The organism is Rhodoblastus sp. 17X3 (assembly GCF_030056575.1).
Taxonomy (GTDB): Bacteria; Pseudomonadota; Alphaproteobacteria; order Rhizobiales; family Beijerinckiaceae; genus Rhodoblastus.
The window spans coordinates 210,503-226,923 of record NZ_JASHHX010000004.1; the positions used below are offsets into that span (position 1 = coordinate 210,503).

Genomic DNA, 16,421 nt, shown 5'->3' on the forward strand with positions numbered 1-16,421 from the left:
CGAAAAATGCAATTTCCGTCCACGCCGGGAAGGCTTTAGCATCGCCTTCAACGCTTCGAACCGAGCGAGGTCCCATGTCGCAAAACGCTTCTTCGTTGGCCCCCGGCCCCGCGCCCGTCCTGTCTGATTTTCCCTTCCAGGCCCGCGAAAAGCTGCGCTATGGCGACACGGATCGGCAGGGCCACGTGAACAACGCCGTTTTCGCGACATTTCTCGAAACCGGCCGGGTCGAAATGCTCATCACGGGCGGCGTGGACCTGATGGGGCCAAATGGCGCCTTCGTGCTGGCGCGGCTGCTGCTGGATTACCGCCGCGAGGTGAACTGGCCGGGCGAGGTCGAGATCGGCACGCGCGTCGCCTCCATCGGGCGCAGCTCTCTGCGGCTGGAACAGGGGGTGTTCCAGCACGGCGAATGCGTGGCCACGGGCGAGTCGACCGTCGTGCTGACCGATGTGACGACGCGGCGCTCCAAGCCCTTTTCCGACGAAGCCCGGGCTTTTCTGGAGCGGAAGACGGGTTAGGGCGCGAGCACGTTCACGCCGCTCTCGGCCTTCGGATAGGGCAGGTCGCTGACCAGCCGCGAGGCAGGCTTCGTTTGCGCGAAGATCGGGTCGAGGTCGATGGCGAGATAGTCAAGGCGGTGGTTGTAGTCGGCGATCAGCAGGCGGTTGTGGGTCAGATCCTTGATCGCGACCCATTGCGTGTAATCGGAGACGAGCGAACCGTCTTCGAGCTTGGACTGAGCCACGCCGATCGGAATATCCACCGTGTTCAGGATATGCGCGACAGCCTGGCTGGCCTCGGCGCCGGTCTTCGAGGCCTGGATTCCATGTTGCAGGAAGGCCGCGCGCAGGAAACGGGACGGCGGCGTGTAATCGCCGGGAAGGCCGACAAGGCCGCCGCCCTGGCCGATCGCCGTGACATTTACCGCGCCGATCTGCCGGTTCGGCACGCCGATCGTGGAAAGGCTCAGGTAATTGCGGAGGTTGTCGAGGTGCCAGGGATAGGTCGGCGCATTCGTCAGCACATGGGCGACATTGTCATGGATGCGCGCCTCGCCGTCGACATATTCCACCACGATGCTGGCTCCGCTGCGATCGGTGAAGACGAAATGGAGCAGGGGCGGGGTGGGGCCGGTCGCGAGTGAGGAATCCGACCAGACTTTCGTTGCCTGAAGCGCCGCGCGCAAGTCCTTGACATTGCCGAAGCGGCCGAGCGCCCAGGCGCCGAAGGACAGGATTTCGACGGCGGATTTATCCTGCGGCGTCACGCTTTGATAGGTCGTGAAGCCCGGCAGGAAATTGGCGCTCATGCCGAGGCCCTCGGAATTCTGCCCTTCCAGCAGCGGGTTGCCTGGCATGATTCCAGCGCCAATTCCGACGAGCGGATAGATGATTTCGACCTCTTTGGTCGGCAGTCCGGAGTCTTTCGGCGCCGTGAGCGTCAGCTTCGCGCCCTTGGGCAGGCTGACGAGCTTCCATTGCATGTCGAAGGCCCATTCCATCGTCCGTCCGGCGATGACTGAATTGTCGGCGGCCGTAACGTCGACGGCGGTGCAGGAAACGGCTGGCAGCCCGGCGGCCATCAGGGCGACGGAGGCGGCGATCGCACGCAACATGATTTGGTTTCCCACGATTTGGACGATGGAGCGTCGTTACAATCGTGGATATGTATAAAGGAAATTATAATCGCATAAGGCGAGTTCGATGCTTCAGCCCAGCTTTCGGCGATGGATCGTCGCAAGGCCCAGAACGGCCATAGCGAAGGCCTGATGCGCCAGCGCCGCATGCAGCGGAACGGCGAGGACCAGCGTCGTAATTCCCAGTCCCGCCTGGACCAGAACCAGCGCGGCGAGCATTCTGGCGCGGCGCACCGCCCGCTTCGCGAGCGTCTCGCGGCTGATATGCAGCGCATGGAACAGGGCCAGCGCCGCCAGCAGATAGGCGGCCATGCGATGCTGGAACTGCACCATCGTGACATTGTCGAGGAAATTGGCGGCCCAGGGCGTCAGGTTGAACAGATTTTCGCGTGGAGGGATGAAGCGCCCATCCATCAGCGGCCAGGTGTTGTAGACGAGACCAGCGCGCAAACCGGCGACCAGCCCGCCAAGGCCGATCTGCGCCAGCGCAAGCGCCACGATCGCCGCGCCCTCTCGCCGGAAGCCGGCGCCATCGGCCCCGAGGGGATCGCGGTAATTGGGCTTGAGGCCCGCCGCCGTCCACAGCACGGCGGCGAAGGTCGCCGAGGCGAGCAGCAGATGGATCGCAAGCCGCTCCTGCGCGACCTCGACGCGATGGACGAGGCCTGACGACACCATCCACCAGCCGACGAAACCTTGCAGGCCGCCCAGCGCGAAAATGCCGGCGAGCCGCCAGCGCAGCGCGCCGGTGATTTTTCCGCGCCCGAGAAACCACAGGAATGGGAGCGCGAACACCAGGCCGAGCAGGCGCCCGAGCAGGCGATGGCTCCATTCCCAGCCATAGATGGTCTTGAACCGGGCGAGGTCCATGTCCGGGAACAATTCGCGATATTGCGGAATCTGCTTGTATCTGTCGAAGGCCGCCGCCCAATCGGCCTCGTTCAGGGGCGGCAGGACGCCGGTCACCGGCTTCCATTCCGTAATGGACAGGCCGGATTCGGTCAGCCGCGTCGCGCCGCCGACGACCACCATGGCGAAAATTCCCGCCGCGACCAGCCAAAGCCAGATGCGGACAGCGCGCTGGGGGTCAGGCGTCGATGCGGCGGGCGAAGGATTGCGATTCGGCATGTCGTTTCCGGTGGCGTTGGGGGTTTTTAGCCCGGCGCGGCCAAGCGGCAAAGAAAAACCGCAGCGGGGGGCCGCTGCGGTGAAAATTCGGAGCCTTGACTGGCGTCATTCGTCGTCGGCGGCGCCGCCGCCAGGCCCGCCCATCATGCCGCCTTGGCCCGGACCCATGCCATGGCGCCCGCCCGGACCGCGTCCCATCATTGGGCCGTGGCCGCCCATCATAGCGCCGCGCATTTCCTCGAAGGCCGCTTTCTGCTTGTCGTCGAGGCTGTTGTAAAAGGCGATCAGCTTGGGCGTTTCCGCCTTCAGCGCGTCAAGCCGATGCTGCATCATCTGCTCGCGGAAGGCCAGGCGGTTGGGGAAGGTCGAGAGATCGGGCTTCTTGGCGCAGAGGGAGGCCTTGAAATCGGCCCGCTGTTTGGCGCGCGCGTCGTCAAGGTCTTTCAGCGTCGCTTTCTGCGCGTCATTCAATTGCAGGATCGTCGCCATGCGGGCGGCGCGCTTTTCCATATGCGCGGCGAGCTTATCGCCCATGGCGTCGGCGGAGCACATGCGTTCGATCCAGGCCTGGGGACCCTTCGGCATGTCGGGCGCAGCGTTCGCCTGCGAAAAGGCCAGTCCGCCGGCGGCGCAGGCCAGGGCCAAAGCGGAAATTTTGAGGATACGCATTCTAATCTCCCAGAATGTTCTTTTCGGCGCCGGCCGTAATACAGCGGCGTCATCCTTTATTTGCACCCCGCGGCATGAACTTGGTATGAACGCGCGAAGCCGTGCGGCCCGACGCGCGAGCGGGGTTTCCCCAGGGAGAGTTTTCAATGCGCAGCCGCCAGCGGAAATTGATCGGCGCGATCTTCATGGTCGTTTTCGTCGTCGTCTATGCGCTGGCGGCGATGATGCTGGCGCAGGTCACGGCCCTCAAGTTGGAATCCAGCGTGTTGCGCCTGCTGATCTTCGCAGCGCTCGGACTCGGCTGGGCGGTTCCGATGGTCCCGCTGATCGCCTGGATGGAGCGCCGGGACGACTAATTTCGCGTGCAATTACAAATTGATTCTCTATGCACCAAACAGCTAGTGCTAAGCGATAAGTATAAAACAAGAAAATTCAAGCAATTGTAAAGCTTGTTGCGGTCGTTGTGTAGTGTTATATTTACATAAATATAAAGAAATGCCGCGGCCGGATAGCTAAAGCGTTGTCGTTTTGCTGAGAGTTAGCGATGCCGGCTGCAAGGCGTTCAACTACAAATGAAAAACTGAAGCGGCCGCGGACGCGCGCGATCTTCAGTGCGTATTCGCGATTCTCCTAGCTGCCGTTATCAGCCCAGGGAGGTTGCAATGAAAAAAATGTTAGCGGCGCCCGCTGCAAATTTTGCGGTTGTGAAGCCCGTATTTCTCTTCATGGCGCTTGCGGCCTTAACTCCAGGGATCGCCCTTGCCGAAACGATGGAGAAGAAGGGGACCACACCCTACGTGACACACTTCATTTTCCGGCCTGTGCAGAGTCTTGCGGCTCCCGGTTTCTCCGCCACCCTGCTGGAGGCGGTTGGAACCACCCAGAACATGAAGGGGGAAAAAATGCTGGATAAAATGTCGGCGCGTTGCACCGCGTTGAGCGTCGACTCCGGTCCCAAGAAATATATTGATGGCGCATGCGTTTTGGCGGACGCCGACGGCGACAAGATTTTCTCGACGTTCGATACCCGCGACGTTGACAAGTCACAACCGGCGATGAGTTGCGGCACCCACATCATCACGGGCGGCACTGGGAAATACACAGGAATCACAGGCAGTGAGCCGTTTGCATGCAATGCGATGCCGGCATTGGCCGGCATGGGCGATTATACTGCTATGGACATCCCGCACAATACAAGTTGGGAGATCAAGGGGAAGTAAGTCTTACTTCCTTGGCGGTTTCTGAATCTTTGTCGGGTTGTCGAGAAATCGCTATCGCAGGGGGAACGGCATGGGTGTTCCGGGCAGTACGGCGGGGCGCCGATCCATCCGTTTCCCACCTGTTCATAACTTACCTTGACAGGCGAGCGGCCTGCGCCATCAGCCCACATTGACCTTGCGACCGCCGTTCCACAGGAAAAAGGGCGCGCCGGACAGCAGGACGTCGAACGAGGCGAGATCCTGCCAGAGCCCATTGGCCGACACGCGGGGCAGGGCGAGCAGATGGTTCGCATGCTGACGGAAGATCATGCCCGGGCGTGTCGTGACTGCGGTGGCGAAGCCAGCCTCGGCGGCGAGCGCGAATTCCCGCGGACCGGCCGAGGCGGGATCGCCATAGGGAAAAGCGAAATGACGGCAGGGCAGGTCGAGTTCGCGATGAAGGCGGTTGCGGCTTTCGATGATTTCCGCGCGCGCCTCCCCGACCTCCAGGTCCGCGAGCCGCGCGTGGGTCATCGAATGGGCGCCGATGGCGACCAGGTCATGAGCCGCGATCTCCCGCAACTCCTCCCAGTCCATGCACTCGGCTTCAACCAGCGCGCGCGGGTCTATCCCGGCCTGCGCGCTCAGTTCCGCTACCGCCGCCAGTAGCCGCTTCTCGCCGCCGCCGCGCAGGTTCCGGATGAGGCGTTCGAACGCCTCGTTCTTCTCGGAATCGTCGGTCGTCAGCAGGCCAAGCTCTTCGCCGTCGAGCGTGAGCTCGACAACGTCGAGACGGCGGATCGCTTCTTCAAGCTCGATCCACCACAGACGCGCAGTGCGGTCGGCGAGGCCGGGGGCGATATAGAAGGTCGCCGGCGCGTCGTGCCGCTCGAGCGCCGGGAGCACATGCTCCATCATGTCGCGATAGCCGTCGTCGAAGGTCAGCGCCGCGAAGGGGCCGCCCTCGCCACTGACGAGACGCGACGCGGCCTCATCGAGCGAAACGATGGCGTAGCCGGTTTCGCGCATGCGGGTCAGGATGGCGTCGAAGAAATCCGGCGTGATTTCGAGCAGGGCGTTGGGCGCGAAGCCGCCGCCCCGCGGCGGACGGACGCGATGAAAGGTGAGGATGACGCCGCGGCCGCGAAAGAAGTCTCCCGCGAGCCGATGCAGCTGCGTGGTGCGAAACAGGCCGAATCCTGCGGCAATCGCGTTTTTCTTCCAGTCCATCCGGGCCAAAGCGCTCCAGCTTGCGGCGAAACAACAAACTAGCAATCATGCATTGACCATTTGTTGATAGGACGAAAAGTCTTCGCGCCGGGGGAAGGCGAATGTCCGTGGCTGCGCCGCAAATGCTTTGTCCTTCGACAGCCCCGGATGCTCAGCCGGTCGGGGCGGCATTCGCGCGCGTCGAAGTTTTCGACGACCCGGCGCTGGTTCTGGACGCATGGCGTGACCTGTCGCCGGAGATTTGCGGCTCGTTCTACCAGAGCGAAAGTTTCCTGCTGGCCTGGCTGGAAAGCTTCGCCGCGCGGGAAAAGGCGAGGCCGTTCTTCATTCTGGCGCGCGACGAAGGGGGCGCAGCGGTGGCGCTGCTGCCGCTGGGGCTGTTTCGCTTCGGCCCCCTGCGCTTCGCGCAATTCCTCGGAGGCAAACATTCCAATTACAATCTCGGCCTGTTTCGCACCGGTCGCGCCTTCGCCGCGCGCGATCTGGAGGCGTTGCTGCGCACGGCGGCGCGCTCCGTTTCCGAGGGCCCGCACCTCTACCGCCTCGTGAACATGCCCTTGTCCTGGCGCGGCGCGGCCAATCTGCTGACGCTGCTGCGGCATCGCCCTGCCGCGAGCAACGCCTATGCGACGCGATTGGCCGGGAACGGCGAGGCTTTTCTGGCGGCGCGCCTTTCCGCCGACGCGCGCAAGAAATTGCGCAAGAAGGAGAAGCGCCTCGCGACGATCGGCGCGCTGCGCTATTTCCACGCCGAAAGCGCGCAGGAGGCGGAGCAAATAATCGACGCCTATTTCGCCCACAAGAGCCGCCAGGGCGCCGGGCATGTCGCACGGGAGCAGATCGACGCGACACGGCGCTTCTATCGCGCGCTGGCCCGCCGCGACCTGAAAACGATGGAGCTTCATGCGCTGGCGCTGGACGGGCGGATCGTCGCGGCTCTGGGCGCCGGGCGCAATGGCGGACGGCTGCAGGGCATGTTCATTTCCTATGAGTCCGATCCCGAATTCGCCCGATCCAGCCCGGGCGAATTACTGCTGAGCCATGTCCTGCGCGGCGCCTGCGCGCGGGGTCTCTCATCCTTCGATCTCGGAATCGGAGAAGCCCGCTACAAGGATGTCTTTTGCGACGAGACCGAACGGCTTGCCGACGTCCTGTTCGCGCCGACCGCGCTCGGCGGCCTGGCCGCGCCCTTGTTCGCCTTCGCCGCAGCGACGAAAGCCGCGATCAAGCGCGACCCCCGCCTGTTCGCGCTGGCGAAGAAATGGCGCGCGCGCTGACGCCTTTCTCGCGATTCATGCGGGGTTTTGGCCGGGGAAAGAGCGGAATGAGTATTGACCGAAGGGGAGAAGCCCTGTACTTCCCCACTCGCCCGTAAGGGAGCGCGTAGCTCAGCCGGTAGAGCATCTGACTTTTAATCAGAGGGTCCTGGGTTCGAGTCCCAGCGCGCTCACCAATATAAATCAATAGGTTGCGACGAAAAAAGCCGGAGCTCATCGCCTCCGGCTTTTCAGTTGGGGTGACTCTGCGGGCAACGATTGGAGTGTCCTCCCACCAATACTGCTCTGGCTTTTTTCAATCATTGGGCCAAGCCCGATTCGGCCGAATGATCCGATCAATGACAAGAGGCACGGCCCTCTCACGGCGAAAACAGGGGTTCGATTTCCCTTGGGTACGCCAATAAAATCAAGTAGTTAATGTCATAATTTCAGTTGTTAGGCAATAATTGTGCAATATCGCTTGGCGTTTACTGGCTACATCACTGGTAATTTCTTGACGACAGCCAGATAGGAATTCTGATCGGGTTGTCCCTAAGAGCACCTGAGCCGGTCCGAGCGCTGTCCTCCGAAGGCAGAGGCCAAGTGTTCCAATGCGCAAATCAAATCAACATTTTCAATGGGCAGTCGCTTATTTGAGGACGCTTGCAAGAACGCACGGGGAAACAATCTCGATTTTCGAGATTTTCGCCGCTTGCTGCACCGCCAAGGCGTCAACGCGACCCGCGCCCGGCGATGACGAGCGATGCCGATAACGGAAAAATGCCATTCGGGACTCGGGGATAATTTAATTCATCATGCCAAGCTTAAGTTTCGCGGGAGCGGACCATCCCGATGGCTTGCTGGCCTCGCTGACGCCGTGTTTGCGGCACAATTCGGCCACGGCGATTCCGGCCTCATGTTCCTTCAAGATCGCGATGATCTGCTCTTCACTGAAACGGGTGCGCTTCAGTCTCTGGTCCTCGATTTGGGCCAGAGCTAACTTCAAAACGGATAAGCCTCAGGGGGCAAGGTCAGCCGGGACTAACCATCGAACTCCGATAACACGAGAGCGTTCCGGCTATTTCCGATTTCCTAAAATCAAGCAAGTCGCTTTTCTCGTCGGCTTCCAGCCGCCCCATTCGATGACCCATGAAAGGATCACGGGCGCGACTTCGTAAAACGGGGAAAGGTCGAGACGGATTGGTCGCCAGCCGCCGTCCTGGATATCGAAATTGGTCTGGTTCTCGGCAGGCCATTCGTCATTGGTTATGAGCAAAAACTTCGCCCGCGCCTTGAACAGGTCGAGATATTGCCGGATCAAAGAGTTCGAGAGATGTTGGAAAACGTCCTTGCAGAGGATTAGGTCAGCTTCTGGAAGATCGTCGCCCGGTTTGAATATTCGAAACGCAACATCTTCGCTGCTAAAGGTGGCCTGGTTCCGTTCGATAAGCTTTGCGACGGTATCAAATCCTGTGTATTTGGCGCCCTCCCAATCGATGAATCGGGAGAACTGCCAGTCGCCACAGCCAAAATCGATAACCGACCCGATTTTGTTCCGGTTCAGGAAAACCTTGAGAAACCTGAGGTATTCAACATTATTGAGCGGTAACGAGCCAACGCCGGAACCATATCCCCATTCGTTCTTTTCGTAGATTTCAGAAAATCTCTCATTCATCGGGGTGATGCTCCAGTGAATGTGGAGGAGCTGATGAGAAATCGAGACGCGTGATCTGTCAATAGCGCCAAAACTTTGACGTGATATCTTTTGGCTTATCAGCGGGTTCGCCACTTGCGGATCCTCATCGCCGCCCCTAACTGAATCGGAGCCCTGCAGGCTGGAAAGCAGTTTATGACATGGCGTACGCGGGAATTCGTTCGGAGACGGCGGCCCAGCCAGCCTGTGCGCCAGGACGCGTCCTATGGCTGACTCGCTGTGCTTCCTCTCCGAGTTAGGACGCGGCGGGAATTCTCGCTCCCAGCCGTCCGTCGACGGCTTTTGCTCGCGCCGCGCATTCATTCAGACCAGTTGCGCAGGTTTCGGCTTGGCGCTTCTCCCCTGCCGCCCCCGGGCTAACACGCGGATCGATAAGGTGACGCTTCTCACTGCGCCAATCGAACTGACCGGAGATTGGGGCCAGATGATCCACGCTTCGGCGACGAAGGTCGCCCAACGGATGAGGCATGCCTGCCTTGATGGCGTGCGGCTCGTTTCGGATCGCCAGCCGGCGGCGTTGCGCGTCGACGAGCATACGTCCGGCCTTCCCGCAATATGGCTGCACTCCGGCGGCGCCGACAACACGGCATGGATCGTCGTCGACATTGGCGAGCGCGACTGGTCGAAGCTGGCCTACCAGTTCGGCCACGAATTCGGCCACGTCTTCGCCAATAGCTGGCGGGCAGACGCGAAGCCTGCCCCTCCTTGCCAGTGGCTCGAGGAAGCGATGGTGGAGGCGTTCTCAATCCGCGGTCTTGCCCGGCTGGCCGAAAGCTGGGCGCATGACCCGCCGTTTCCCAATGATGGCGGTTTTGGCTCCGCCATTGCCGGCTACCGCAAGAACATTATCGAACGATATTCCGCGCTGGCCCAGGAGCAAGAAACAGCAACGGATTTTGCGGCGTGGTTCAGGAAATACCGCACGGAAATCGAAGCCGCCCCAATGAGCCCCTTCGCCGAGGCGGCGTGTCTGACCATCCTGGCTGAATACGAGCGCGCGCCAGACTGTGTGGAAGCGCTCGGCGCCCTCAATCGCTGGCCCGGTCGCAGCGGCGTGCCGATCGAGGATTATCTTCGCCTGTGGGAGGCGAGTTGCCTCGAGCTTTCCGCCTCCGCTTCCCTGCCGTCCAGGTTGCGGCAATTGTTGCTCGTGGGCTGAAGAGCGTCGTCCCTATCCGTTCGGTCCCGCCAATCGCTCCGAGCGGTCCTCGCCGCGCATCTCCCGGCCCAGGGCGAGCTCCTGCTCCGTCAAGGCGCGCTTGCGCAGGACAGCTCGCATCTCGTCCACAGCCCGGGGCGTTCGCAGGATTTCGTCCGCCGGCATGCCTTTTGCGGCAAGGGCGTCGCCGATCGGGCTGTTTTGAAAGGACAGATCGATCAAATCGAACCGTGCTTCCGTCCAGCCCAGATACCAATACCAGTCGCAATAATAGAGCCAGCTGCGCTCGTTGAATGCGTGGACGTGAGTAGGATCCTGCCATGCGCCATAAGAGAGATCGTAGGGCACAGCGATGTCGAAAACTCCGCCCTCGCCCAGCAGGTCGAGGCAATTGGTCATGGCCGTCACCAGATCCGGCACGTGTTCCAGCACATGAGATGCGCCAATTCTGTCGAAGCACCCTTTTTGCAGCCGCACCAATCCGAACCGGCGAGACTTGAATTCGCGCGTGAACAGTTCGGCGTCGGCGATGTCCGCAACGATGTCGGGGTTCCATCGTTCATGAATGTCTATATTGAGCTTGTCCGGATCAAACGCCTTGCCGCTACCAATAATTGCAGCGGAGGGAAGCCTTGGCATGTCGGCCCAGGCCAGCGCCTCGCGCAGGATTGTTCCCGCGCGGCGCCCACGGAAAGCGCGGAGTCCGTCCATCGCCCTCTCGCACCGCCTTTCCTTGTCCACGACCAGACTTTCCACTGCGTCAGCGAGACTTTCATAAGGCGCAGTAACTAACCCGTCCGCCAGGTCGGCGTCGATCAGTTCGCCAGGATTCAGCTCGGTGACGACCGCACGTCCATTGGCGAGCAAATCGAACAGCCGGATCATCTCCAGCCGCCCATTGTCGTAATAATGGACGTTCAGCACGACTTTCGACCGCGCAATCAGTTGATCAAGCGGTTGGCCGAACACGCCGAAAACCGCCTCCACCCGAAAGCCGCGTTCGCGCAATGCATCGATAATTTTCTGCCGCCGATCGTTGAACGAACCGAAGAATAGGACATCTATGTCGATTTCGGCGTCGTCGGCGATGCGCGACAGTCCCTCGACATAAAACGTCTTCAGATAAAATACGGGCCGCCCCAGCAGGCGGGCGAGATCGTCGGCGTTGCTCTTGCTGTAGTCCCAGACTGTGAATTTTCTCAGGTTATTGCGATAAACATCGGTGAGAAAAATCGAATTCGAATTCTCAAGGTTGAAGATGATCGTGCTGGGAGGGAGCTGATCCAGATCCGCATTCCCATAAAAATTGGCGCCCAGAACGATGATCCTGCCCAAAAAATCGCTGGGCAATGCGTGCGTCACAACGGGCGCGAATCCGATTTCCCGCAAGCCGCCGACGAGCATTTCAACGAGGCTGCTCAGCAACTCGGTCATTTTTGGATGAACGGCGAGCGCGAAAGGTTCCGCCATCTGCGGTTCGCTCTGTTGAGCGCGCCACGCAGAAGTCGCCTCGGACTCCGGGATGGCTGGCGGGTCGGACTGTCCGTCAATGGCGAGAACTGCGCACATCAGTCCCTCAAACGGCCACCGACGCGGTTCGCCGCATCGCTTGCCTGGCCGGCGGCTGACTTTCCTTGCTTGCATCTGCGCCGCCGCAATCCGGCGCTTCGGAGACTTGCTGCGCGCCGCAGGGCGGCGGAGTCGCCGGGACGCTTTCGGCGCCGGCGCGCAGGTCTTCCTGGAGCAACGCGCGCGCCGATTCAATTCCATCGGCCGTATACTGACTGGAGTCCTCAGCGAACGTGATGTAACCGTAAACTTGGCGGTTATCGAGATATTGCGGAATTCCCGCTTTCCGGGCGCTATCCGAAAACACCACATATTCGTAGCGCTGGGTTGCGTCCTCATAGGTGAGGTCGTTCAACAGGTCAGAGCGAACGAGGTAGGTGCAGTGAACCACCGGGACCTCGAGAAGGCCGCGCGCCCAGCGATTGAGCATCCAGTGATACTGGTCACAATGCCGATAGTAGCCATCGGCGTCGATTTCGGCATGGAAGTTCGAATAGAATTTTCCCGCCTCGATCGAGCGAAGAAAGGGCGCTACGATGGGCAGGTTGAGAGCCACCAATTCGCGCAGGGTGTTGCGCCGGATGAAATTGTCAACATCGGCGACGAAGTAGAAGTCGCATTGGCGCTCCAGGGCGCGCCGCATGCTGATGTTGCGAATGCGCCCGAGGACGTGGAAGCGCGCCGGATTCCATTCGTGCACGGCGAATTGCTCGACAGGGGTGTCGACATTCTCGGCGTCGAACTCGACATCGGCATAAAGATGCCCGACGCGGCTCACCCATTCTCGAAGGACGCGCTCTGTTCCGTCGGTGTTGTTGTTGGTGCGAATGTAAAGGCAGATCGAGGATTTCGGAAAATCGAGCGCTTCGATACATTCGAGATAGAGTGGGAGAAACTTCTCCTTCTGCTTGGCCAGGATAGCCACGAGCACCTTGGGTGAATCTTTCAGCCGGCTATGGAGCGGCCGGGGCGGCGCCAGGGCGTGCTGCTCGATCAACCCCTCGGCGCCGAACGACCCGAGTTCTGGATCGCCTGGTAATTTCTCGCTCGCGAAGCGCGCGTTGGCGACGACGCGCTGAGCGTCCGGGCCAGACAGTTTTCCGGTCGCGAGTATCCTCAGGCAGGCGTCGAGGCTCTCTCGATTATGTCCAGACCAATAGGCGTTGATGGCGAATTCATCGAGCAGCCCGGTTTCATAGATCCACGGCTCCAAGAACAGGGCGTCGGCCGGAACCGGCAGGTCCAGACCGCGCTTCGCGATCCGATAGCCTTCGTCGTTGCGCCCCTTGAGACGGCAATACCGGCTCGCCCCATGCAGCGCCTCAGCCCGCGTTGGCCTGGCGTCGCTGGCCCTGAGATAGGCGTCAATGACTTCCTGTTCCGGATGGTCGAGAAATTCCTTCATCCGAGCAGCCTGGTAGAGGCTGAAGAAGACCTCTTCCTGCCAAAATCCTAGCTCCGCACGCTTGAGATAGCGCTCCAGAGCTTTTTCCCGGTTTCCGCAGTCTCTATAGCTTTGGGCGAGATAGAAAGTGTAGCGCGACACCAGGAATGGGTCGGTTTCCGTCTGGAGGGCGTTTTCCAGGACGGCGGCGTCCTTTTGATATGTTTCGGCGCTGCATCGGCGCGCGCCGTCATTGTTGACCACCATCTTGATTGGCAAGTGTCCGTGGGCCCCGGCTCCCTCGCACGACAAAAATTCATGCAGAACGCCTCGATAGATCCAGGGCAGGGCGTTCCGAACAAGTTGTTGGCGCTGGTAACGAAGGGAGCCGAATTCGATGTCCACCATATAGGAGTCGGCGGTGAGTTTCGGGACCTGGAAACCTTCCTGGAGCGCCAGCATGTCGTCAGCATCGATAATGAATGAGTAATCGCCATGTGGCCGCGCCAGCGCCAGCGCTTCGGAGCGATTATGCGCGAAATCGCGCCACGGCCGCTCGTAGACTTCGCCCGGCAGATCCTTCAGGCAATCGCGGATCACATCCTGCGTTCCATCTGTCGATCCAGTATCGACGATCACCCAATGGTCAATGATCGGGCGGACCGATTGCAGGCAGCGTCGGATCACCGGCGCTTCATTTTTGACGATCATGCAAAGGCAGATGGTTTGGCCGCTTGCGTTCATTGGTTGACCTCGCTGAATTCGGATCGGTGCGGCTTAATGAGCCGAGATGAATTCAGGAATTCAGAGGCCTTGCCGCACGGATATGCGACGAAGCCGAGCGATCTTCTGCCCAAATTCGACTTAAAACAAGCCGGGGCGCAGCAACGGGCTTTTCGTTGAGGCGACAATTCGCCTTGCGGGATTTCATATCCGCAGACCTGACGACCCACAAAGCCAAATTTGCCGGCGAGCAAATGTCGGTGTCGACGCCAGCCAACGTATTTCCTATTCCGGCCACTCGGAATAAGGTCATTAAAAATCAAAGTCTTAGGTGTATACATACCTAAAAAGACGTATCCGCGACTACCAATTAATTATTACATGAAAAATAGCGTTATTTGTAAGTGCGCCTTTTGTTTAGCGCCGACATTGTTTTTCCTGAAGATATTCCTGAAAACACTTAATTGATAATGCTGCTTCCGCATTGTCGATGATTGCCGTACAAAATTTTGTGTGTTGCCTACCGTGATTTTATGAGCCTTCCTTGTCGGCGTGCACTTACTGGCTTAAGCGTATCAATTAACCAACCTATAAATGCGCCAGTAAGGTTCATACTGTAACGGGCCAAATATTTCGTAGAAAAATCAGCTGCGTAACGAGGGCGGCGCGATGTCGGTAGTGAATGCGAAGTTGTGGACTACTCGCCGAGGTTTGTCGGCTGTTACCAGCGCATTCGCTTTCCACCTGGGGTTAAATTTAGCGTCTCAGGCACGTGAATTCGGACGATTCCGACATAACGCATCCAACGAATTCGTCCTTGTCCCAGCAAATATGCTCCGCTTTTCTCTCGCCAGGTTTTTCTCCCTATTCGCCCCAGGCGCGCGGCCATGGGCCAAAGCGGTCGAGACGCGGCGCGCGTCGGCTCCGGTCCTTCACCGCACAACGATCGCGATACGCGTCAGATCGATTGAACCAGGATTCACAAAAGGCGATCTGGTTCCAGGTTTTCTTGGCTGCCACCGGGTGATCTCCCTGGCGCCGGTTCGCACCAGCAACCACGTTCCCGCCCACCCGGCCATTTCCCAGCCAGTGACGCCGCCTTAACGAGGACAGCGGATATGAGCGCGATGTTTTTGAATCGGACAAGCGCTGCTCCAGGCTTTTGGGCGCTGAGGAACAGGATCGGCGCCGACTTGTTTGCCGGTGTCACATTTCTTTCAGGCGGCGCACCCGCGGAAACTCTTTTCATCGATCGTTCCGTTTCTGACTGCGACACGCTGCTTCGGGGCCTGCGGCCTGAAATCGAAGCGAATTTCCTGGACGGACCGGCGCATTGCGCCGACGCGCGACAGCCGCTGGCGGCGACGGGCGTAGCGGAATATGCGGAACTGCGTCTCAGTCCGGATCCGGTAACAGCGTCTTCCTCACCTTTCCAAAGTTATGGCGCGTATAGCGCTCTGACTGCTGGAACGGCGCACTATATTTCTCTCAATTTCGGTGAAGAAACGGATTTTACCGAAAACTGTTTTGCGGCAGCAGGCGGCGGTGCAATGCAGATTGCTATAAATATAAAGTATAAAGATAGAGATGCGAGTTCTGTTGTCGAGCCTGTCCTAGGCCGTGTGTGCAAAATATTAGAAGGAAGCGTCCAATGAGTGGTTCTCTGTACGCTGTAAAAGGTGTCGACTTACGTGAAGGCGCCAAAACAGTCTTTGTGTGGCGCCGACTCGACGCCGAACCAAAGTTCTCACTCCTCGGATCGGGAGCAATTTCACGGCCGCAAGCGGCAGCGAACCAGTCCGCTGCTGGCGCATTCAGCGTCACTATCATGCTTCCGGACGGTTGCTCGCACAACGACGTCGTCGTCACCGACGATGTCGCAACCGATGAGTTTTTGCCGAACGTGTCCCTGGTTCCAGCAGTCAAAGTTCCCACTGAGGTTCGTGTGACACGAACTTCATTGGGCGCAGTCTGAACGAAAGCCCGATCCTGCAATTCCAGTAACCGCGCCTCGAAGAGCGCTGCATTATATGGGGCCTCGCCATGACCGACTATCTCTATGATATTTCCGGCACTGCGCCTAGCGGCTCATCGCAGGTTTTCGTCTGGTATTTTAATGGGACTACTTACACGCTGCTTGGCAGCGCGGACGTTGCAAGTAAGCTTCCAGGCTCGAACACGGCCCCATCCCCAAATTTTAATTTGGTTGTTGATAGTCCAGTACAGCTGAATGCGACAAATACATTCTTCACGAATAATTCAAACAACACGATTTTGGCAATTGAATCGCTGAGTATTGTCTCAGTTGTCGGAACACCAGGGGCGACTGGCGCCACCGGAGCCACCGGAGCCACCGGGTCGACGGGCGCCACAGGAACGACCGGAGCCACCGGCGCGACGGGATCGACCGGTGCAACGGGCGCGACGGGCGCGACGGGCGCCACGGCAGCAACTGGAGCCACGGGCGCGACCGGCTCGACGGGCGAAACAGGTTCGACTGGGGCCACAGGCGCGACGGGATCGACCGGAACGACTGGAGCCACGGGCGCGACCGGAACGACGGGCGTAACTGGAGCGACTGGCTCAACGGGCGTTACTGGAACGACCGGCGCCACGGGCGACCCCGGTTCGACTGGGGCGACAGGCAGCACAGGCGCAACCGGACTTACTGGAGCCACGGGAGCGACCGGATCGACCGGAGCCACCGGCTCGACCGGAACGACGGGCGTAACTGGAGCGACTGGCTCAACA

Annotated in this window: 15 protein-coding genes, 1 tRNA gene and 1 pseudogene; 9 read left to right on the forward strand and 8 right to left on the reverse strand. The window is 59.8% G+C overall.

Annotated features, from left to right (window positions below; genetic code table 11):
* The first annotated feature begins 74 nt into the window (after nucleotides 1-74).
* Nucleotides 75-521, forward strand: a complete 447-nt coding sequence (locus QM467_RS06640; RefSeq protein ID WP_283365515.1) for an acyl-CoA thioesterase — start codon at nucleotides 75-77, stop codon at nucleotides 519-521.
* Here the strand turns inward: QM467_RS06640 and QM467_RS06645 are convergent.
* The 3 genes from QM467_RS06645 to QM467_RS06655 all read right to left on the reverse strand — a co-directional run bounded on the left by QM467_RS06645 (nucleotide 518) and on the right by QM467_RS06655 (nucleotide 3,436).
* A complete protein-coding gene (locus QM467_RS06645) occupies nucleotides 518-1,618 on the reverse strand; it encodes a choloylglycine hydrolase family protein (RefSeq protein ID WP_283365516.1) in 1,101 nt (366 codons plus the stop codon). The two genes, QM467_RS06640 and QM467_RS06645, sit on opposite strands and share 4 nt — an antisense overlap.
* 93 nt (nucleotides 1,619-1,711) lie before the next feature.
* Nucleotides 1,712-2,767 (reverse strand): COX15/CtaA family protein, encoded by a 1,056-nt coding sequence (locus tag QM467_RS06650; RefSeq protein WP_283365517.1) that lies wholly within the window; start codon nucleotides 2,765-2,767, stop codon nucleotides 1,712-1,714.
* 105 nt (nucleotides 2,768-2,872) lie between these two features.
* Complete coding sequence (locus QM467_RS06655; protein WP_283365518.1) at nucleotides 2,873-3,436, reverse strand: Spy/CpxP family protein refolding chaperone; 564 nt, start codon at nucleotides 3,434-3,436, stop codon at nucleotides 2,873-2,875.
* 146 nt (nucleotides 3,437-3,582) lie between these two features.
* On the opposite strand from QM467_RS06655, the gene QM467_RS06660 reads away from it, so the two are divergent.
* A complete protein-coding gene (locus tag QM467_RS06660; RefSeq protein ID WP_283365519.1) occupies nucleotides 3,583-3,792 on the forward strand; it encodes a DUF2842 domain-containing protein in 210 nt (69 codons plus the stop codon).
* Between the two features lie 306 nt (nucleotides 3,793-4,098).
* On the forward strand, nucleotides 4,099-4,656 hold the full coding sequence (locus tag QM467_RS06665; protein WP_283365520.1) for a hypothetical protein: 558 nt from the start codon (nucleotides 4,099-4,101) through the stop codon (nucleotides 4,654-4,656).
* 159 nt (nucleotides 4,657-4,815) lie between these two features.
* On the opposite strand, the gene QM467_RS06670 is transcribed toward QM467_RS06665, so the two are convergent.
* Complete coding sequence (locus QM467_RS06670) at nucleotides 4,816-5,865, reverse strand: polysaccharide deacetylase family protein (protein WP_283365521.1); 1,050 nt, start codon at nucleotides 5,863-5,865, stop codon at nucleotides 4,816-4,818.
* Nucleotides 5,866-5,966: 101 nt separating this feature from the next.
* Here QM467_RS06670 and QM467_RS06675 point away from each other — a divergent pair, with 101 nt between their 5' ends.
* The gene (locus QM467_RS06675) at nucleotides 5,967-7,142 is read left to right on the forward strand and encodes a GNAT family N-acetyltransferase (RefSeq protein ID WP_283365522.1); all 1,176 of its coding nucleotides are present in this window, start codon (nucleotides 5,967-5,969) and stop codon (nucleotides 7,140-7,142) included.
* 100 nt (nucleotides 7,143-7,242) lie between these two features.
* A tRNA-Lys gene (locus tag QM467_RS06680) sits at nucleotides 7,243-7,318 on the forward strand.
* 662 nt (nucleotides 7,319-7,980) lie between these two features.
* On the opposite strand, the pseudogene QM467_RS06685 reads toward QM467_RS06680, so the two are convergent.
* Nucleotides 7,981-8,091: pseudogene (locus tag QM467_RS06685) on the reverse strand (transposase); the annotation flags it as partial.
* Nucleotides 8,092-8,199: 108 nt separating this feature from the next.
* Nucleotides 8,200-8,910 carry a class I SAM-dependent methyltransferase gene (locus tag QM467_RS06690; RefSeq protein WP_283365523.1) on the reverse strand — a complete coding sequence of 237 codons (711 nt, stop codon included), beginning with the start codon at nucleotides 8,908-8,910 and terminating at the stop codon, nucleotides 8,200-8,202.
* Between the two features lie 130 nt (nucleotides 8,911-9,040).
* Here QM467_RS06690 and QM467_RS06695 point away from each other — a divergent pair, with 130 nt between their 5' ends.
* Nucleotides 9,041-9,994 carry a hypothetical protein gene (locus tag QM467_RS06695; RefSeq protein WP_283365524.1) on the forward strand — a complete coding sequence of 318 codons (954 nt, stop codon included), beginning with the start codon at nucleotides 9,041-9,043 and terminating at the stop codon, nucleotides 9,992-9,994.
* 12 nt (nucleotides 9,995-10,006) lie between these two features.
* Here QM467_RS06695 and QM467_RS06700 read toward each other — a convergent pair whose 3' ends face one another.
* Nucleotides 10,007-11,464, reverse strand: a complete 1,458-nt coding sequence (locus tag QM467_RS06700; protein ID WP_283365525.1) for a hypothetical protein — start codon at nucleotides 11,462-11,464, stop codon at nucleotides 10,007-10,009.
* A 106-nt stretch (nucleotides 11,465-11,570) separates the two neighbouring features.
* Complete coding sequence (locus QM467_RS06705) at nucleotides 11,571-13,691, reverse strand: tetratricopeptide repeat-containing glycosyltransferase (RefSeq protein ID WP_283365526.1); 2,121 nt, start codon at nucleotides 13,689-13,691, stop codon at nucleotides 11,571-11,573.
* A 1,097-nt stretch (nucleotides 13,692-14,788) separates the two neighbouring features.
* Between QM467_RS06705 and QM467_RS06710 the strand changes: the two genes are divergently transcribed.
* The 3 genes from QM467_RS06710 to QM467_RS06720 form a co-directional block, all read left to right on the forward strand.
* A complete protein-coding gene (locus tag QM467_RS06710; RefSeq protein ID WP_283365527.1) occupies nucleotides 14,789-15,325 on the forward strand; it encodes a hypothetical protein in 537 nt (178 codons plus the stop codon).
* Entirely contained in the window at nucleotides 15,322-15,645 is a 324-nt protein-coding gene (locus tag QM467_RS06715) for a hypothetical protein (protein ID WP_283365528.1), read from the forward strand. Before QM467_RS06710 ends, QM467_RS06715 begins: the two co-directional genes overlap by 4 nt.
* Nucleotides 15,646-15,944: 299 nt before the next feature.
* Nucleotides 15,945-16,421 (forward strand): hypothetical protein (locus QM467_RS06720; RefSeq protein ID WP_283365529.1); only part of this gene is annotated, 477 nt, incomplete at its 3' end.